This window comes from Catenulispora subtropica (genome assembly GCF_039531675.1).
Taxonomy (GTDB): domain Bacteria; phylum Actinomycetota; class Actinomycetes; order Streptomycetales; family Catenulisporaceae; genus Catenulispora; species Catenulispora subtropica.
In genome coordinates this window covers 38,314-55,364 of the sequence record NZ_BAAAQM010000022.1, presented here as the reverse complement: position 1 = coordinate 55,364, position 17,051 = coordinate 38,314, and the positions used below count along the sequence as shown (strand labels likewise).

Sequence of the window (17,051 nt, the reverse complement as noted above, 5' to 3'; positions counted from 1 at the left end):
TTCTTTAGTCCCGCCGGGCCCTTGTGCGGGGGTTGATCTCGGTCCAGGGTGTCAGCCATGTGGAGACCCCTCGCTCTAGCCGCTGCCGCGGCGATGTTCGTGGCCGGGACGCTCGCGGGTACCGCCGCGGCGGCCGGTCCGACGGTTGAGATCAACTATCAGGATCCGGTGACGGCGCTGCCGTCGATCGCGCGGCCGGCGACGCACAGCTGTGTCGTGACGGCGATGCGGCACGACTTCGCGAACAGTTACGGGCAGCCGTTCGTCGGGACGCTGACCCCGCCGAAGGACTGTCCGGGGCCGTGGTCGAAGGTGGTGCTGGACTGGTCGGGGAGTGTGGCCGGGCGGCAGTACGACCGGTTGGCCGGGGTGTGGATCGGCGGGGCGGAGGTGTTCCGCACGAGTACGCCGGAGCCGGATCCGGCGGGGATCAGCTGGCACGTCGACCAGGACCTGTCGGCCTACACACCGTTGCTGCGGACGCCTCAGCCGCTGGTCGTCGACCTCGGGAACATCGTCAACGGTACGTACACCGGCATCTACCACATGACGATGACCGTGACGTACTACCAGGCCGACGAACACAACCCGGAGGCGGCGCACAGCGACGTGGTGGTGCCGGTGTCGCAGAGCACGTCGGCGCCGGGCTGGTGGGGCCTGACCGACGGGCAGACGGCCGGTGCCAGCGTGACGCTGCCGCGCAACACCGTCGACGCGCGGATGCAGGTGTACGCGCGGGGCGGCGGGTGCGAGGAGTTCTGGTACTCGAACGTGCCGGACTCCTACGCCGCGGCGCATCCAGACTACGGGTTGTGCGCCGGTGGGACGTACCGCGAGGTCGGGGTGCTGGTCGACGGCAAACCCGCCGGGACCGCGCAGCCGTTCCCGGTGATCTACACCGGCGGTATCAGCCCTCTCATGTGGCGGCCGATCCCGAGCGTCGACGCCTTCCGGACGCAGCCCTACGAGATCGACCTGACGCCGTTCGCCGGTGTCCTGGCCGACGGCGCGCCGCATACCGTGACGCTGGTGCCGCCGTCCGGGATCACCGACACGTGGCTGATGGACGGCAGTCTGTTCGTGGACACCGACCGCGGTTCGGCGCAGACGTCCGGCGCCGTCACCGAGGACACGGTCACGCCGTCCCCGGCGGTCGCCTACAACGTCGCCGCGCAGGCCGACGGCAGCGACCTGATCACCGCCTCGCTCAGCCGGGACTGGGCGGTCGCGGGCTACGTCGACACCTCGCACGGCCGCGTCTACACCCGCGTGGTGCGCCACAGCGACTACTCGAACTCCGACGACGTCGCCTCGGCCGGCACGGTGCAGACCACCTCGCAGCGTGACGCGGGCTGGACCGAGACCACCACGACCGACGGGCCGGGCCTCGGGCACCGCCAGGTGCGGCACGACAGCTGGTCCTACCCGATCGACGCGAAGAGCACCTTCGTGCCCGGCGCGACGTCGGACTCGTACACGGTCACCGGGCAGGTGAGCGTGGCGCGGCACCTGGCCACGACGCGGGCCGACCACGGCGACGCCTTCAAGGCCCTGTCCAGGGTCGACGACGCGGTGCGGGCGTGGGGAACTCTGGAGCGGGACGCCGGAGTTGTCGTGGCGGCGGACGGCTCCGACTCGGAGCGGTACGTCGGCGTCGACGGGGGGAGGTGCTACGGGCACTTCATCGCCGCCGACCACGGTTACGTGACTCAAGACCTGACGACGGGATGCCGATGATTCTCGAGATCCGCACTTACCGCCTGCGCCCCGGCACGCGCGAGGAGTTCCTGCGCGCGATGGCCGAGGAAACGATCCCCCTGCTGCTGAAGGCGGGCATCGACGTGGTGGCGGCCGGGCCGTCGCTGTACGCCGAGGACGGGAACGAGGAGGCGGTGCTGATGCGGGCCTTCGCCTCGCTGGACCAGCTGGCCGAGCAGGAGGACGCGTTCTACGCCTCCGACGCGTGGCTGAACGGGCCGCGGGAGGCGATCGTGGGGCCGATCGAGCAGTACCACTCGATCGCGCTGGACGTGCCGGTCGCGGTGGTCGAGGGGCTCCGGAAGCCCTTCTAAGCTACCGATGGGTAACATGTCAGGGGCGGCCCTCAGGGCCGCCCCTGAACCTTCCTTCGGCACAACAAGGAGACGACCATGGTCTTCTCGGTCCCGGTCACCGTCCGCGGCTACGAACTCGACACCCAGGGCCACCTCAACCAGGCCGTCTACCTCCAGTACTCGGAGCACGCCCGCTGGGAGCTGCTGCGGGCGGCCGGCATCCAGCAGAACGAGCTGGTCGCGAGCGGCATCGGCCCGGTGGTGCTGGAAGTGAACATCAAGTACTTCCGCGAGCTGCGCGGCGGCGATGAAGTCGACGTCACCTGCGAGCCCGGCTGGAGCCAGGGCAAGGTGTTCCAGTTCAAGCAGCAGATCATCAAGAAGGACGGCACGGTCTGCGCCGAGATCGTGCTGGTCGGCGGCGTGCTCGACCTGAAGGCGCGCAAGCTGGTGCCGGACCCGGCCGCGGCGCTGGCGGCGGTCGCGACCGACCCGGCGGCGCTGGGGCTCTGACGGGTCCGCTGCCTGCCCGGAGGGCGTCGGCGAGTTCGTGCCCACCGCGCACGAGGCCGAGCTCGCCCTGCCGGGCGCTCCGGACTGGTCGCCGCGGCGATGAGGTTCTGATCCGACGTCCTCGTGTCGCTGAGCGGACCACCCGCCTCCGAACCCTCGCCGACCAGCGCGGGAACCCGACAGTTCCGAGGTCGTACCTTCACTAGATCGGTTGATCGGGGCGGCTGGAGCGTTTCGCCCGGCGAGCACTCGTCGTTTCTCCGGACGAGCGGCACGTGATCGGTGCCGCCGCTACACAGGAGGAACTACCAGTGCTGAACACCAAGAAGATCGCCGCGCTCGTCGCGACCACCGGTGGTCTGGTGATGGCCGGGGCCGGTATGGCCAGTGCCGATTCGACCGCCCACGGCTCCGCGCAGGACTCTCCCGGGGTGGTGTCGGGCAACAACGTGCAGATCCCGGTGCACATCCCGCTGAACGTCTGCGGCGACACCGTGAACATCATCGGCATCCTGGACCAGGCTCTCGGCAACCACTGCGAGAACGAGGACTGACGCCCGGCGCGGCCGCGCTTCCGGGGCGGTTCCGAGGATCCCTGGCGGGTTCTCGGGGCCGCCCCCTTCTTCCCGGCTTTCACTCGTACGAACGATTCCGGGTTTGGGCGGAAAAACCTCCCGCCGGAGCCCTCGTTAGCCGGATAGGTCAATCGGCTCGTCTGACAAATCGACAGGCGGAACAAGGCAGGGGCTTTCATGCAATCGCAAGTGAAGCGGCGGATCGCGTTCGGGCTCACCACCGGCGGGCTGCTCGCCGGCGGCGGACTCGGGTTCGCGCACGCCGACGCGGCCGGCCCGGGCTCCGGGGCCTCCGGCACCGCCGGCGGCTCGCCCGGGATCCTCTCGGGCAACAGCGTCCAGATCCCGGTCGACATCCCGATCAACGTCTGCGGCGTGACGGCGAACGTGGTGGGCCTGCTGAACCCGGCCGCCCACAACGGGTGCTCGAACACCGGCGGCGCTCCCGCCGACGCCGGCTCCACCGCGGCCGGCGGCACGACCGCCACCGGCGGCGCGCACGGCTCCCCGGGCATCCTGTCCGGCAACAACGTGCAGGTCCCGGTCGACATCCCGGTCAACGCGTGCGGCGACAGCGTCGACGTCGTCGGCGTCGGGAACACGGCCGCGCACAACCATTGCGCCAACCACGGCGGCGCCACCGCGACCGGCGGCTCGGGGACCGGGAGCGCCGGCGGCTCGCCCGGCATCCTGTCCGGGAACAACGTGCAGGTCCCCGTGCACATCCCGGTCAACGTCTGCGGCGACACGGTCGACGTCGTCGGCGTCGGCAACACCGCCGCGCACAACCACTGCGCCAACCACGGCGGCGCCGTGGCGATCGGCGGCTCGGGCCAGGGCACCACCGCGGGCGGCTCGCCGGGGATCCTGTCCGGCAACAGCATCCAGATCCCGATCGACATCCCGGTCAACGTCTGCGGGGACAGCGTCGACGTGGTCGGCGTCGGCGACTCGGCGCTGCACAACGGGTGCGCGAACCACGGCGGCGCCGTCGCCGCGCCGCCCCCGTCGACGCCGCCCACCACCCCGCCTCCCGGCCCGAACTGGCCCGGCGGCACCAAGCCGCGCATCCCCGGCGGCGAGACCCCCGGCAGCCTCGGCAGCCAGACGCCGCCGCCCGGTGCGACCGGCGCGCTGGCCCACACCGGCGCGGACGGGCTGATGCTGGCCCCGGTCGGTGCGGCGCTGATCGGCGGCGGCGCGTTCCTGTACCGCAAGTTCAAGCCGGAGAGCTCTCACTGAGCTCTCCCCGGCCGGGGCGTGGATCCGAACCTTCGGTCCACGCCCCGGCGTCGTCATGTCCGGATCCACGTCCACTCGTCTCACTCTCGCCAGGCGTATTTCATCGCTTCCTCAGAGAATGACCACACAGTCGTGGGCATACAGAAGAGCGGGACACCGACAGGAGAGCGCATTGAGGACCGGCTGGATCGAGCTCGCCGCCATCCCGGCTGCGTTGCTGGTCGTGTATCTCCTGCGCACGAACGGCTGGGCCAGCGACCACGCCCGCAGGGCCTGGGCCTGGCTCAAGGAATGGGCCCGGCTGGCCCCGTTCACCACCGTGCTGTGGCTGCTGGTCGCGGTGCACGCCTGGATGCTCATCGGCCTGTCGCCCCGGCTGCGCGACGCCGTGCTGCTCACCCACTCCACGACGCTGGCCCACCTCAAGCACGAGCCGCTGACCGTGCTGTTCGGCTCGGCGATCTGGACCGACGTCGACGAGCTGCTGTTCATGACCTTCACCGCGGTGATCTACCTGGCGCCGCTGGAGCGCTGGCTCGGCACCTGGCGCACGGTGCTGGCGTTCCTGGCCGGGCACATCGGGGCCACCGTGCTGATCGCGCTGTGGATCGAGGAGACGGTGCTGATCACCCCGGAGCAGGACCGGGTCTACGCGCGCACCATCGACGTCGGCATCAGCTACGGCGCCTACTGCTGCGCGGCGCTGCTGGCCTACCGGCTGCGCTGGCCGTTCCGGCTCTCGGTGTGGGCGCTGCTGCTGGCCTACCTGCTGTACCAGGCCTCGCTCACCGACTTCGACGCCGCGGTCGACTACACCTCGCTGGGACACCTGGTCGCCTTCGCCATCGGCCTACTGCTGTACCCGCTGACCAGGACCGACCGGGCCCGGCGGCACCGCCTCGATCCGTGGATCAAGATCCCGGCCGCGACCTCGGCGTTTTCCGGGGCCGGGGACTCAGCCGATAATGAGACCACGAGCCTGGCGCGGTGACCCCGCAGAGCCCGGCGCGCGACAACGACGTCCGCCCCTGAACCGCGAGGGATGCGCCATGCCCGCCGCCGACTTCACGACCGACCCGACCAGCGCGCCCACCGGCGCGCCGACCTCCGCCGACGACGCCGTCGGCACCGCAGTCCGCACCACCGCCGACACCTCCGACACCGCCGACACCGCAGCCCTCGACGAGATCCAGCGCCGGGTCCTGTGGCTGGCCACCCGGATCGTCGACGCCGCCAACCACGACCGCGCCACCGGCGACGGCGTCAAGGTCGGCGGCCACCAGGCCTCCTCGGCCTCGCTGGTCACCGCGATGACCGCGCTCTACTTCAGCCACCTGGGCCCGGACGACAAGGTGTCGGTCAAGCCGCACGCCTCGCCGGTGTTCCACGCCATCCAGTACCTGCTCGGCGAACTGGACCGCTCCTACCTCACCCAGCTGCGCGCCTTCGGCGGCCTGCAGTCCTACCCGAGCCGCACCAAGGACCCCGACCGCGTCGACTTCTCCACCGGCTCGGTGGGCCTGGGCCCGGCCGCGCCCCTGTTCGCCGCCGCCGCGCGCCGGTACGTCGACGCCCACTTCGGCGCCCGGCCCCGCTCCCGCTTCGTCGCGCTGCTCGGCGACGCCGAACTGGATGAGGGCAACGTCTGGGAGGCCATCGCCGACCCGGCGTGCACCGGCCTCGGCGAGGTCATGTGGATCGTCGACTTCAACCGCCAGTCCCTGGACCGCGTGGTGCCCGGGATCCGCGAGGGCCAGCTGCGGCTGCAGTTCGAGGCCGCCGGCTGGCACGTCGTCGAGGTCAAGTACGGCCGCCGGCTGCAGGCGGTGTTCGCCCGGCCCGGAGGCGCGGCGCTGAAGGCGTGGATCGACGGCATGTCGAACGAGCGTTACCAGTCGCTGTTCGGCCTCGGCGGCGCCGAGCTGCGCACCCGGTTCCTGGAGGGCGCCCCGGCCGAGGTCGGCTCGGTGCTGGCGGTGGTCCCGGACGACGACCTCGGCGCGCTGCTCACCGACCTCGGCGGCCACGACCTGGAGGCGATGCTGGCCGCCTACGCCGAGTGCGACCGCGTGGCCGACCGGCCGTCGGTGGTGTTCGCGTACACCGTCAAGGGCTGGGGCCTGCCGATCGCCGGCAACCCGCGCAACCACTCGGCGCTGCTGAGCACCGAGCAGATCGCCGAACTGCGGGCCGCGCACGGCCTGACCGAGGCCGGCGAGTGGGACCGGATCGACCCGGACACCGCCGCCGGCCGCCTGGTGGCCGCGCGCGCCGCGGTCCTGAAGCGGCCGCAGCCCACCGCGCACGCGCCGATCCCGGTGCCGGCCCAGGTCGAGACCCGCTCCCCGAACAAGGCGACCTCCACCCAGGAGGCGTTCGGGCGCCTGGTGTCCGGGCTGGCGCGCACCCCGGAGGTGGCGCGGCACCTGGTGACCACCGCCCCGGACGTGGCGACCTCGACGAACCTGGCCGGGTTCATCAACAAGTTCGGCGTGTTCGCCCCGCAGGAGGTGCAGAACTACACCGCCGCCGACTCCCCGGTGCGCTGGAACGAGTCCCCGTCCGGCCAGCACATCGAGCTCGGCATCTCCGAGATGAACCTGTTCCTGCTGCTCGGCCAGCTCGGCCTGACCTGGGACCTTTCGGACCAGCCGCTGCTGCCGATCGGGACGGTGTACGACCCCTTCGTCTGCCGCGGGCTGGACGCCTTCATCTACGGCACCTACTCCGGCGCCCGGTTCCTGATCGCCGGCACGCCCTCCGGCGTCACGCTGGCTCCCGAGGGCGGCGCGCACCAGTCGACGATCACCGCCTCGATCGGCCTGGAGCTGCCGAACGTGGTGTTCTCCGAGCCCGCGTACACCCGGACCCTGGACTGGGTGCTCTGCGACGCGCTGGCGCGGATGGGGCGCGGGGAGGCCGGATCGTCGGCGTACCTGCGGCTGACCACGCGGCCGCTGGACCAGGCGCCGTTCGAGGCGGCGCTGGCCCGCGTGGGGGAGGAGCGGCTGCGCGAGCAGGTGCTGGCCGGCGGCTACCGGCTGCACGTCGCCTCCGAGCTGGAGAACGCCGGGGCGCCGGTGGTGCACCTGGCCGCCTCCGGGGCCGTGATGCCGGAGGTGCTCGCCGCCGCCGCGGAGCTGGCCGACGAGGGCGTGGCCGCGCACGTGGTCGACGTGACCTCGCTGGACCGGCTCTACACCGGGTGGCGGCGCGCGCTGCAGCAGGACTACCGCAGCGCCTCCGGGCCGCGGCGGCCCTCGATCCTCAAGGAGCTGTTCCCGGGGCGCGCGCCGATCGTGACGGTGCACGACGCGGCCTCGCACGCGATGGCCTGGCTGGGGTCGGCGGTCGGGGTGCCGGCGGTGCCGCTGGGCGTGGACTCCTTCGGGCAGTCCGGCACGGTCGCGGACCTGTACGCGCAGCACGACCTGGTGCCGGGGGCGATCGTCAACGCGGCGCTGGCGGCTCTGGCTTTGTAGCGTCCCGGGCCCAATAATCTGACGAAGCGTCAGATTGGGGGGCGGGATGTTCCGGACCGGGCCGGCGGTGGCCGAGGCGGAGTGGCAGCTGCGGCTGGAGGTCGGCGACGACGGCGTCGCCACCCTGGTCCTGGACCGTCCGGAGAAACTCAACGCCTGGAGCTGGGAGGCCTCGCGCCAGCTGGCCCGGCTGGCACCCCGGATCCGTTTCGACGAACGGATCCGGGTGCTGGTCGTGCGGGGGACCGGTCGGGCCTTCTGCGCGGGCGTGGACCTCGGGCTGCCCGAGGACCGGATCACCGGCCGGTCGGCCGCGGAGCGGGCGCGCAACTTCGCCGAGGGGCTGCGCTGGGTGCACGAGCAGTTCCGCGCCTTCGCCGCGCTGCCGCAGCCGATCATCGCCGCGGTCCACGGCTACTGCCTGGGTTTCGGCTTCGAGCTGGCGCTGATGTGCGACCTGCGGGTGGCCTCGGCCGACGCGGTGTTCGCGCTGCCGGAGGCGCAGATCGGGATGGCGGTCGACGCCGGCGGCGAGATGCGCCTGGCCCGCGACGCCGGCAGCGGCTGGGCGAAGCTGCTGGCGCTGACCGGCCGCCGCATCGACGCGGCGACGGCGGCGCGGATCGGCGTGGTGCAGGAGGTGACGCCGCCGGAGGAACTGCTGCCGACCGCCTACGCGCTGGCCGCCGAGATCGCGGCGAACGCCCCGTTGGCGGTGCAGGCGATCAAACGGTCCGTGGACGCCTTCGCCGACCGTGGCCTGACCGAGGCGATGAACCAGGCGGCCCTGTTCGCCGCGACGACGTTCATCTCCGAGGACGCGCCGCTCGGCTACGCGGCGAAGGCGGAACGCCGCGCGGCGGAGTTCGAGGGCAAGTGAGGAACCGCCGCCGGCTCCCTCGACGTCCTCCCGGCATGACCGCCAAAACCGTCATCGCCTTCCACGCCCACCCCGACGACGAAGTCCTCGTCACCGGCGGCACCCTCGCCCGCCTCGCCGCGGAGGGCCATCGCACCGTCGTCGTCGTGGCCTGCGACGGAGTGATGGGCGACGCGCGCGAACCCGGGGGGACGGTACGGCTGGACGAGCTGCGGGCCAGCGCCGGGGTCCTCGGCGTCGCACGCGTCGTGCACCTCGGCTACGCCGACAGCGGCCACGGCCCGCTGCTCTTCCCCGACCCGCCGGACCGCGTGCGCTTCGTCCGGGCGCCGCTGGAGGAAGCCGCCGGGCGCCTCGCCGCCGTCATCCGCGAAGAGGACGCCGACCTGCTGCTCAGCTACGACCCCAACGGCGGCTACGGCCACCGCGACCACATCCGCGTCCACGAGGTCGGGGCGCGCGCCGCCGAGCTGACCGGGGTGCGGGTGCTGGAGGCGACCGTGCCGCGGGAGCCGGCCGTGCGGCTGGGGAAGGCGCTGCAAGCCGTCGGGGTCCTGCGACGCTACGATTTCTCCGATTCCTCATGGTTCGGCAGCCCGCGCGCCAGCATCACCCATCGTGTCGACGTCCGCCGCTACGCCGCCGCCAAGCGGACCGCGCTCGCGCGGCACCAGACCCAGATGGGCGGCCGCCGCGGCAGCCGGCTGCACCGCATCATGATCAGCCTGCCCGTGCCGCTCTACGCCGCGCTCGCCGGCCGCGAGTGGTTCGTCGAGCGCGCCGTGCGTCCCGGCCGCCAGGAGCAACCGCCCGAGTAGAGGAGTAGCCATGCCCCCCGGCCTGCCCGAACCCCCGCCGCCCGGCACCCCGATGCTCCCGCCGGGCACGTTCGCCGGCGTCACCGTCCTCGTCACCGGCGGCACCACCGGGCTGGGCCGGGCGATGGCGGCCGAGTTCGCCCGCTTCGCCGTCGCCGTCGGCGTCGCCGGCCGCGGCCCCGGCCACCGCGACCGCGGCGTCCAGGCGGTGCGGGACGCCGGGGGCGAGGCGGTCGGCGTGGCCTGCGACGTCCGCGACGCCGACGCGGTCCGGGACGCGTTCGACGCCGTCGAGCGCGTCCTCGGCCCGGTCGGCGTGCTGGTCAACAACGCCGCCGCCAACTTCCCGGTGGCCGCCGCCGACCTGTCGCCCAACGGCTGGCGCGCGGTGACCGACATCGTCCTGGACGGCACCTTCCTGTGCTCGCGCGAACTGCACCGGCGCTGTACCGCCCGCCGCGCGCCCGGCGCGATCCTGAACATCCTCGCCACCCAGGCCATCACCGGGGGTCCCGGCATGGCGCACGCCGCCGCGGCCAAGGCCGGGGTCGGCAACCTCACCAAATCGCTGGCCGTCGAGTGGGCGCCGGACGGCGTCCGCGTGAACGCCCTGGCCCCCGGCCTGTTCCCGCACGAGGAGATGCGCACCGACCTCAAGGCCCTGCGTACCGACGCCTCGGAGGACGCCCGCCGTCAGCCCGCGCTGCGCACCGGCCGCCGCCACGAGATCGGGTGGGCCGCGACCTACCTGTGTTCGCCGTTCGCCGCGTTCCTCACCGGCCACACCCTGATCGTCGACGGCGGCAACCACCTGCGGCGCGACTTCGTGATGCCGCCGGTGACGCCGATCCGGGAGCAGCTGCCGCCGCGCGAGTGGTCATGAGGTGCTGGGCGCGCGCTCCGGCGGCGCCGCGGATAGGTTGCCGGTGTGGAACCCCCGAGCGAACTGGCCCCGGCCGCCACCACCCTCGCCGCCCTCGACCGCGTCCTGACCGGCTGCCGCGCCTGCCCACGCCTCGTGGCCTGGCGTGAGGAGGTCGCGACGGTGAAGCGGAAGTCGTTCGCCGACCAGACCTACTGGGCCCGTCCCGTCCCCGGCTTCGGCGCGGCCGACGCCGCCGTCCTCATCGTCGGCCTCGCCCCGGCCGCCCACGGCGGCAACCGCACCGGCCGCATGTTCACCGGCGACCGCTCCGGCGACATCCTGGTCGCCGCCCTCCACGACCTCGGCCTGGCGAACCAGGCCACGTCGACCGCCGCCGACGACGGCCTCGAACTGCGCGGCGTCCGCTTCACCGCGCCGGTCCACTGCGCGCCGCCGGACAACAAACCCACCCCGGCCGAACGCGACACCTGCCGCCCCTGGCTGGTCCGCGAACTCCAGCTGACCCGCCCCACGGTCCGCTCGCTGGTGGTCCTCGGCGCGTTCGGCTGGCAGGCCCTCTTCCCGGCTGTCGCCGCCTCCGGCTGCTGGACCGTGCCGAAGCCCCGGCCGGCCTTCGGCCACGGGGCGCGCGCCGTGCTGGCGGCCGCCGACGGCGGACCGGACCTGACCGTCTTCGGCTGCTACCACGTCAGCCAGCAGAACACCTTCACCGGCAAGCTGACACCGGCCATGCTCCGAGACGTCCTCGGCGCCGCGGCGGTCGAGGCGGGCCTGTGACCTGACGGCTCAACCGGAGGCCAGAGCGAGGACGAGCACCGCGATCAGCACGATGAGCACGACGACGGCGGCGAGCTGCCACGGCGATCGCGAAGGGCTCGGCGCAGGCGAGCGCAGATCGCCCAGACCGCCCGGACCAGCGCGTCGGCCACGGGGCGCGGCGACGCCTTCCGCGGGAGGCCGCGGCGGGGGCGCGAAATGCCGCTCGGTGCGGTCCCGGCGAACGAAATCGGACAGGTCGACCGGAGCCGGCTCACCCTGAGCCAGTCTCGGGGCCAGAACCGGCCGGGCGTTCCGGTCGTCGGCGAGCCAGAAGGCGCGGAACGTCTTCTTGGTGATCTTCAGCGCGTCGTCGAGCAGCCGGCGGTCGACCCCTTCGGGACTGCCCGCGATCATGACCCCTTCGGTGACCTCGACCCTGCGCGAACTCTCGTCCCGCAGATCGCCGCCCTGGCGGCCGATCAGGTCGGCGGTGGCGATCGTCCGCCTGAAGAAGAGTGTGTATTCGGTCCCGGAATCCTCGAACCGGGACCGGCTGAGGCCGTCGGCGGAGGCGCTCTCCGGCGAGCCGTCCGGCCGCGCGACGGTCGGCTGCAGGTCGACGTGCCGCCCGGTCGAGACGAGGAACTCCGGGGCGAGGATCACGCGCTGACCCACGGTGCGTCCCCGGGCGATGAGGAAGGGCCACGCGTCGGCGGGCGGCGGAGCGGCGGCCATCTCACACCTCCAGGGGTCAGGCGTCCAGCATGGAACCAGGCTGCTCCTGTTCGAAGTCCTGCAGCTTCCGTCTAAGGGTACGCATCACGTAGTACAGCGCGGCTTCCGGGCTGGTGACGCCGTGGACGTCCCGGGCCTTGACCCGGCGCACGCCGCGGCGCACCGCCCGGCCGGTCTTCACGGCCGGCTTGCCCAGCACCTTCACCACCTCCTGCCCGCTGTCCGCGACGAACGCGGCGATCTGGTGGAGGCTGACGGTGATGCCGCTCGGGCCGATCCTGGCGTCGAAGCCGTGGGGTCCGTCCAACTGCCTCTGGGCGAGCAGGCCGGCGCGCTCGACGTCGGCTCCGACCGCCCCGGCCGCGGCGCCGATCTCCTCGTCGTCCTCCCGCGTGCCGCGGAGCCGCCGGACCGCCAGGTCGCAGATGTCGTGGACGGCCGCGGCCAAGGGGGTCTCGACGTTCCGCTGCGTGGCGCGGCCGGCGGCGTTCTTGGTGATCGTCCAGTCGTCCCGCAGGACGGCCAGCCCGCCCACCGCGGTGACCGGGACCAGCCGGATCGTGCCTTGTGGACGGCGGATCAGGCGGCCGTGGCCGGTCCGGGACTCGACGAGTTTGCGGAACCCGGCGGCGTCGGAGCCGAGCAGCTTGTTCCGCACCGAGGCGAGCGTGAAGTCGCGGCTCTCCAGCAGATCCCATTTCGTGATGATGAAGTGCAGGGGGATGTCGGTGCCCTCCATGAAGGCCACGATCGGCCGCACCTGGTCCTCCATGAACGAGGCGCCGAGCGGGTGGTCCAGCATGAACTGCAGGAGCTTGAGGCCGTCGATGATGCCCAGCAGCGCGTGCGCCTCCCGGACGCGCTGCTTGAACGGGTCGAGCACCTCGGCGGACTGCTGGTCGCCGTCGGGGATCCATTCCCCCGCGTAGTCCACATAGGAGACGTTCATCGGACGAAAGGTGTGCCGCTTCAGCTTGCCGAACACCGACTGCTGAGTCCACGACACCCGTAGGGCGAACTCGAACTCGCGCATCCGCTCGCCGGAGTGCGTGCCGATCGGCCACTCGTCGGTGGGCTCCACCGCCTGGTTGTAGGTCCGGGTGAGCAGCGACCGCTTCTCGGGCTCCGCCACCGTCGCGGTGATCCAGCGTCCGAGCGCCTCGGAGTCGGCGCCGAGCACGTGGTGGAGCGCCGAGAGGTAGACGGTCTTCCCGGAGCCCGGCGAGCCGAGTGCGACGATGTGGTACGTGTCGGCGCCGGTCACAGTGTCCCCCTGATCCCGATCCGAGTCTGGGCGCTGCGATGCTATCGGACGAAAACGGGCGGCGGGCACGCTTTCCAGCGAAGGCACGGTGTCTCTGCCGCGGGAAGAGGTCGTGGAGAAGTCGACCAGGTTCACACCGGTGTGAGGATCCACTGCTGGCTGCTGCTTCCGGTGTCGGTCTGCTGCACGATGGCGGCGCCGTCGGCGGTGCTGTCGCCGGTGACGCCCATGACCTTGCCGCTCAGCATGTTGACGAGCTTCACGTAGCCGCTGTCCGTCGCGACCGGTTTCCACTGCTGGTTGGTGCCGCCGTTGGCGGGCCACTGGATGATCGGGTTGCCGTCGGCCGTCGAGACGTTCGCGTCGTCGGCGAGCAGGCCGGACAGGACGTTGGTGAGGGTGGTGACGCCGTTGCCGAGGTCGGTGAGGCGCCATTGCTGGTTGGTGCCGCCGTTGGCGGTCCACTGGATGAGCTGGTTGCCCGGCGTGGTGGAGGCGTTGGCGTCGTCCAGGACCTTGCCGCTGGCGCGGTTGGTCAGGGTGTAGGCGTTGTTCAGGGTGGCGTGGAAGGGGATCGCCGCGCCGGCGGTCTGGTGCAGGTCCAGGACGAGGACCTCGTTGGTGCCGGTGGTGAGCCAGGTGGCGGGGCAGAACAGCGCGTGCTGCGGGCCGATGCTCCAGTACCGGCCGAGGTGGTGGCCGTTGACCCAGACCAGGCCCTTGGTCCAGCCGGACATGTCCAGGTAGGTGTCGCCGACGCTGGTGAGCGTGAAGGCGGCGCGGAAGAACAGGCCGGGGCGGCTCGCGTCGGTGATCGTGGTCCTGAGCCCGGCGACGTAGCTCTCGTCGACCGGCAGCGCGTAGGTCTGCCAGTTCTGCAAAGTGGTGCCGCCGAGGGTGACCTGCTGCGTGATGCCCTTGCGATCGACCAGGCCGTGGCCGAAGTTGGTGCGGCCCATCCCCTCGACGAGGATGTCGAGGGTTCCGCCGCCGGTCGGCAGGGTCAAGGAGCTGCCGGTGGTGACCTTCAGCGGTGTCGCGTAGGAGGAGGAGACGCTCGGTCGTGAGTATCCGCCCTGGTATTTGCCGCCCAGGAACACGGTGGCGTAGTCGTGGACTGAGGTGACGACGAGTGCCCCGCTTCCGGTCACGCTCTTGCGGTATAGCATGAAGCCGCTGTTCTGGCCGTACATCTCCATCGGCTGTGGGTTCACCGTCTGGGACGAAGGCAGTGGCGCGGGCAGGTTGTCCCACAGGGAGGCGTACACCGTCGGGGTCGGCGCCTGGGAGCCGGTCAAGGTGAGCGTGGGTTTCGGCGCGGGTATCGCGGGGAGCGCGCCGACGTAGCCGGCCAGCAGGTTGCGATAGGTGGTGTAGGCGGCGGTGGGCCTTCCCTGTTCGGTGATCGGCGCCGAGTAGTCGTAGCTGGTGACGTCCGCCTGGTAGCCGCTGCCGTCGTTGTTGGCGTTGGCGCCGGCCCAGTATCCGAAGCTGGTGCCGCCGTGGACCATGTAGAGGTTGAAGGAGTCCTTGGCGTTCATCAGGCCGGTCAGGGTGCCGGACAGGTCGCTCGGCCCGGCCATCGACGACTCGCCCCAGTGGGTGAGCCAGCCCGGGTACACCTCGCCCGCCATCGCGGGCACCTTCGGGAAGGCCGTTCGGCAGCTGCTGATCCCTGAGGCGTCGCCGCCGGACAGGGCGATCGCGCCGCCGCTGACGTTGGTGTGGGTGGACTCCACCTGGGACAGGCCGTCCTCCGTGTAGAAGGGGCCGGTGATGCCGGCGTTGATCCACAACTGCTGGATTTGTGCCATGTAGGTGGCGTCCGAGCCGTAGGAGGCGTACTCGTTCTCGACCTGGACCATCAAGATCGGCCCGCCGTCGGCGATCATCAGAGGCTTGATGACCGGCGCGACGGCGTTGACGTACCGGGTGACGGCGGCCATGTAGTGCGGGTCGGAGCTGGAGTTCACGCGAAGGGCGATGGGGTTGTTGGCCAGCAGGTACGACGGCAGCCCGCCGAGATCCCACTCGCCGCAGACGTACGGGCCCGGGCGCAGCAGCACCCACATACCCTCCTGCTGGCACAGCCCGATGAACTTCGCGAAGTCCCGCCGGTCCGTGGTCAGGTCGAACGTGCCCTGCTTCTCCTCCAGGTAGTTCCACATCAGGTAGATGGAGATGGTGTTCAGGCCCATGGCCTTGGCCATCTGGATGCGGTGCTGCCAGTACTCGACGGGGATCCGCGCCGGATGCATCTCCCCGCTGCGGATCTGGAACGGCTGCCCGTTGAGCAGGAACGCCGATCCGTCGGACGCGAAGGTGAAGCTGTTCGTCGCGGCCGCGCGGGCCGGGGTCATCGGCCACTGGACGGCCAGCGGGGTGATCACGCCGGCGGCCAGGAAGTGGCGACGTCTCATGGGATTCCTTTCGCCTGGACGAACAGAAGGGATCGCATTGGCCCGCAATCGAGCAGTATTGAACAGGATTCGACGATCAGCAACCATCAAGGGCGGGGGAGTGCCCCCCGCGTTCATCCGAGCAGGGTGGCGAGCCGTTTCTCGGCGTGATCGAGCGCCATCCACACAGCGCCGGTGACGACCGCGTTCTCCTGCAATCCGGAGATCCGCATCTCGAAGGGCGCGAGCACCAGCGGTTCCAGGTGCCGTCGCACGGCGTCCAGCAGCAGGTCGCCGCCGTGGGCCAGGCCGCCGCCGACCACCACCACCCCGGGATCGACCAGCAGCAGATGGACGGCCAGTCCGCGGGCGAAGCGGGCCGCGGCCGTCTCGACGACGGGGGGGGCCGCCGGGTCGCCGTCGGCCGCCGCCTGGAACAGGGGCCTGAGGTCCGGGTCGGACCGGAGCGCCGCGGCCAGGGAGGCGTCGCAGGACTCGACCGCCAGCCGGCGGATCGCCTCGGCGCCGGCCAGCCGCTCGAACGCCCCGAGTCCGTCGGCGGCCGGTTCGGGCGTGCGGTCGATCGGGGTGGCCAGGTCGACGAAGCCCAGTTCGCCGGCGGCCGACCCGGCGCCGCGGTGCGGCCTGCCGTCGATCACCAGCCCGGTGCCGATGCGCTCGCCCCAGTGCACGTACAGCAGGGTCGGCGCGGCGTCGCCGGTGCGCTGCTCGGCCAGGACGGCCAGGTTGACGTCGTTGTCGAGCAGGACCGGGCAGTCCAGCCACTCGCGCAGTCCGGCCAGCATCGGCAGGCCGGTCCAGCCGGGGATGCTGGGGGCCAGCACGACCTCGCCGCGGCCGTGGTCGACGACGCCGGGCGTGCCGACGGCGACGGCCCACAGCCCGGAGGCCGGGACACCCGCCCCTCCGGCCAGGTCCGCGAGTTCGGTGCGCAGGATGCGGACGAGGTCCGGGCCGGTGGGGGCGGGCGCGATGGGGACCCTGCGCTCGGCCTGCGGCGCCCCGGCGAGGTCGGCGATGACCAGGGCCATGGTGTGCGGCCCGATGTCGATGCCCGCGACGTGTCCGGCCTCGGCGCGGAAGCGCACGCGGACCGCGGGCCGTCCGGCCTGGTGCGGCTCGACGCCGAGCGAGGCGACGAGGCCGGCGTCGGCGAGGTGGGCCAGGGCCCGGGTGACCGCGGGGCGGGACAGACCGGTCGCCGCCGTCAGGTCAGACACCCTCGCGGTCAGGTCAGGGCTGTCGCGCAGGGCCTGCAGCACTCCGGCGACGTTGATGCGCCTGAGCACATGCGGCCCGGTGGCCGCGGCCTCGGCGGTCATGCGCGCGCAGCCCTCCCCTTTCCGCGACACCTTGACAGGTCTCAGACCTCGACCAAACTATCAAACGGTTCGTTACTAATGACGCACGGCGACCTCTCGCT

General features: G+C 72.0%; 15 protein-coding genes. 11 read left to right on the top strand and 4 right to left on the bottom strand.

Going from position 1 to position 17,051, the window contains the following annotated elements; all coding sequences use genetic code 11:
- Positions 1-57 precede the first annotated feature (57 nt).
- The 11 genes from ABD466_RS20085 (at position 58) to ABD466_RS20035 (ending at position 11,227) form a co-directional block, all read left to right on the top strand.
- Entirely contained in the window at positions 58-1,737 is a 1,680-nt protein-coding gene (locus tag ABD466_RS20085; protein ID WP_344658637.1) for a peptide-N4-asparagine amidase, read from the top strand.
- On the top strand, positions 1,734-2,072 hold the full coding sequence (locus ABD466_RS20080; RefSeq protein WP_344658636.1) for an NIPSNAP family protein: 339 nt from the start codon (positions 1,734-1,736) through the stop codon (positions 2,070-2,072). The genes ABD466_RS20085 and ABD466_RS20080 overlap by 4 nt, the downstream gene beginning before the upstream one ends.
- A 78-nt stretch (positions 2,073-2,150) precedes the next feature.
- Positions 2,151-2,567 carry an acyl-CoA thioesterase gene (locus tag ABD466_RS20075; RefSeq protein WP_344658635.1) on the top strand — a complete coding sequence of 139 codons (417 nt, stop codon included), beginning with the start codon at positions 2,151-2,153 and terminating at the stop codon, positions 2,565-2,567.
- Between the two features lie 365 nt (positions 2,568-2,932).
- Positions 2,933-3,121, top strand: a complete 189-nt coding sequence (locus tag ABD466_RS20070) for a chaplin (protein WP_344658717.1) — start codon at positions 2,933-2,935, stop codon at positions 3,119-3,121.
- 198 nt (positions 3,122-3,319) lie between these two features.
- The gene (locus ABD466_RS20065) at positions 3,320-4,384 is read left to right on the top strand and encodes a chaplin (protein ID WP_344658634.1); all 1,065 of its coding nucleotides are present in this window, start codon (positions 3,320-3,322) and stop codon (positions 4,382-4,384) included.
- A 172-nt stretch (positions 4,385-4,556) separates the two neighbouring features.
- On the top strand, positions 4,557-5,375 hold the full coding sequence (locus ABD466_RS20060; RefSeq protein ID WP_344658633.1) for a rhomboid-like protein: 819 nt from the start codon (positions 4,557-4,559) through the stop codon (positions 5,373-5,375).
- Between the two features lie 58 nt (positions 5,376-5,433).
- Entirely contained in the window at positions 5,434-7,866 is a 2,433-nt protein-coding gene (locus ABD466_RS20055) for a transketolase-like TK C-terminal-containing protein (protein ID WP_344658632.1), read from the top strand.
- Between the two features lie 46 nt (positions 7,867-7,912).
- A complete protein-coding gene (locus ABD466_RS20050; RefSeq protein ID WP_344658631.1) occupies positions 7,913-8,746 on the top strand; it encodes an enoyl-CoA hydratase/isomerase family protein in 834 nt (277 codons plus the stop codon).
- Positions 8,747-8,781: 35 nt separating this feature from the next.
- The gene (locus tag ABD466_RS20045) at positions 8,782-9,564 is read left to right on the top strand and encodes a PIG-L deacetylase family protein (protein WP_344658630.1); all 783 of its coding nucleotides are present in this window, start codon (positions 8,782-8,784) and stop codon (positions 9,562-9,564) included.
- Positions 9,565-9,574: 10 nt separating this feature from the next.
- Positions 9,575-10,447, top strand: coding sequence for an SDR family oxidoreductase (locus ABD466_RS20040; protein ID WP_344658629.1), 873 nt, complete (start codon positions 9,575-9,577; stop codon positions 10,445-10,447).
- A 45-nt stretch (positions 10,448-10,492) separates the two neighbouring features.
- On the top strand, positions 10,493-11,227 hold the full coding sequence (locus tag ABD466_RS20035; RefSeq protein WP_344658628.1) for a uracil-DNA glycosylase: 735 nt from the start codon (positions 10,493-10,495) through the stop codon (positions 11,225-11,227).
- A gap of 9 nt (positions 11,228-11,236) precedes the next feature.
- On the opposite strand, the gene ABD466_RS20030 is transcribed toward ABD466_RS20035, so the two are convergent.
- The 4 genes from ABD466_RS20030 to ABD466_RS20015 form a co-directional block, all read right to left on the bottom strand.
- Positions 11,237-11,944, bottom strand: a complete 708-nt coding sequence (locus ABD466_RS20030) for a hypothetical protein (protein ID WP_344658627.1) — start codon at positions 11,942-11,944, stop codon at positions 11,237-11,239.
- Positions 11,945-11,960: 16 nt separating this feature from the next.
- On the bottom strand, positions 11,961-13,208 hold the full coding sequence (locus tag ABD466_RS20025) for a hypothetical protein (RefSeq protein WP_344658626.1): 1,248 nt from the start codon (positions 13,206-13,208) through the stop codon (positions 11,961-11,963).
- Positions 13,209-13,339: 131 nt separating this feature from the next.
- Positions 13,340-15,568, bottom strand: a complete 2,229-nt coding sequence (locus tag ABD466_RS20020) for a beta-galactosidase (RefSeq protein WP_344658716.1) — start codon at positions 15,566-15,568, stop codon at positions 13,340-13,342.
- 173 nt (positions 15,569-15,741) lie between these two features.
- Positions 15,742-16,950, bottom strand: coding sequence for an ROK family transcriptional regulator (locus ABD466_RS20015; protein WP_344658625.1), 1,209 nt, complete (start codon positions 16,948-16,950; stop codon positions 15,742-15,744).
- Between the last annotated feature and the right edge of the window lie 101 nt (positions 16,951-17,051).

What these genes read in the sequence shown, in the direction of transcription:
- ABD466_RS20085 (WP_344658637.1), top strand. Translation starts at nt 58, where the DNA reads ATGTGGAGACCCCTCGCTCTAGCCGCTGCCGCGGCGATGTTCGTGGCC.
- ABD466_RS20080 (WP_344658636.1), top strand. Translation starts at nt 1,734, where the DNA reads ATGATTCTCGAGATCCGCACTTACCGCCTGCGCCCCGGCACGCGCGAG.
- ABD466_RS20075 (WP_344658635.1), top strand. Translation starts at nt 2,151, where the DNA reads ATGGTCTTCTCGGTCCCGGTCACCGTCCGCGGCTACGAACTCGACACC.
- ABD466_RS20070 (WP_344658717.1), top strand. Translation starts at nt 2,933, where the DNA reads ATGGCCGGGGCCGGTATGGCCAGTGCCGATTCGACCGCCCACGGCTCC.
- ABD466_RS20065 (WP_344658634.1), top strand. Translation starts at nt 3,320, where the DNA reads ATGCAATCGCAAGTGAAGCGGCGGATCGCGTTCGGGCTCACCACCGGC.
- ABD466_RS20055 (WP_344658632.1), top strand. Translation starts at nt 5,434, where the DNA reads ATGCCCGCCGCCGACTTCACGACCGACCCGACCAGCGCGCCCACCGGC.
- ABD466_RS20050 (WP_344658631.1), top strand. Translation starts at nt 7,913, where the DNA reads ATGTTCCGGACCGGGCCGGCGGTGGCCGAGGCGGAGTGGCAGCTGCGG.
- ABD466_RS20045 (WP_344658630.1), top strand. Translation starts at nt 8,782, where the DNA reads ATGACCGCCAAAACCGTCATCGCCTTCCACGCCCACCCCGACGACGAA.
- ABD466_RS20040 (WP_344658629.1), top strand. Translation starts at nt 9,575, where the DNA reads ATGCCCCCCGGCCTGCCCGAACCCCCGCCGCCCGGCACCCCGATGCTC.
- ABD466_RS20030 (WP_344658627.1), bottom strand. Translation starts at nt 11,944, where the DNA reads ATGGCCGCCGCTCCGCCGCCCGCCGACGCGTGGCCCTTCCTCATCGCC.
- ABD466_RS20020 (WP_344658716.1), bottom strand. Translation starts at nt 15,568, where the DNA reads ATGACCCCGGCCCGCGCGGCCGCGACGAACAGCTTCACCTTCGCGTCC.
- ABD466_RS20015 (WP_344658625.1), bottom strand. Translation starts at nt 16,950, where the DNA reads ATGACCGCCGAGGCCGCGGCCACCGGGCCGCATGTGCTCAGGCGCATC.